Below are 564 nucleotides of genomic sequence, written 5' to 3' on the forward strand. Positions count from 1 at the left end.
CGGATGATGGTTTGCATGGCACAACTCCTGGTGAATGACGAATGAACTTCACTTACTTTGTACCTGACACTGCCCTGCAAACAGAGTCAAGAAAGTGGGAAGTCTTTCGTATTCAAATCCAATTTGAGGCGAGTGACCCCAACCCCCAGCCGTGGCTATGCCACGGCTGCCGTCTGAGGACGGCCAAGTTCAGTAAATCGATTCAAGATGGCTGCTCGGATATGCAGCTCGTTCACTTGGCGTTCAAAGGTGCGGGACATCACCCGCTCGCCCAAACGTTTGATGCAGTTCATCTTGGCTTCCACCAAGCTTCGCCGGTGGTAGCCAATCCAGCGTTTCCATATACTTCGCCCCAGCCGCCTGCACGCAGCAATCGCTGCATTGCGGCGCTCGAACACAGCACCCCTGCGCACTCGTGCATTCTTGCGGGGAGGAATGATGGGGTGTTGATTTCCACGCAGAACTGACCCGCAATTTCCATCTCAAACTGACCCACCCTTTGGCTTGAGCCGTAAGGCTCAAGATGTGGATAAGGTTTTGTTTCTCTCCTTCTTTGTGGACGGT

1 pseudogene is annotated in these 564 nt (G+C 53.4%); it reads right to left on the minus strand.

The window, feature by feature from the left end:
* Window positions 1-155: 155 nt before the first annotated feature.
* A pseudogene (locus tag SJH88_RS19340) lies at window positions 156-458 on the minus strand (transposase); the annotation flags it as partial.
* Window positions 459-564 lie beyond the last annotated feature (106 nt).

This window comes from Comamonas sp. GCA5, from assembly GCF_036541385.1.
Classification (GTDB): Bacteria; Pseudomonadota; Gammaproteobacteria; order Burkholderiales; family Burkholderiaceae_C; genus Comamonas; species Comamonas aquatica.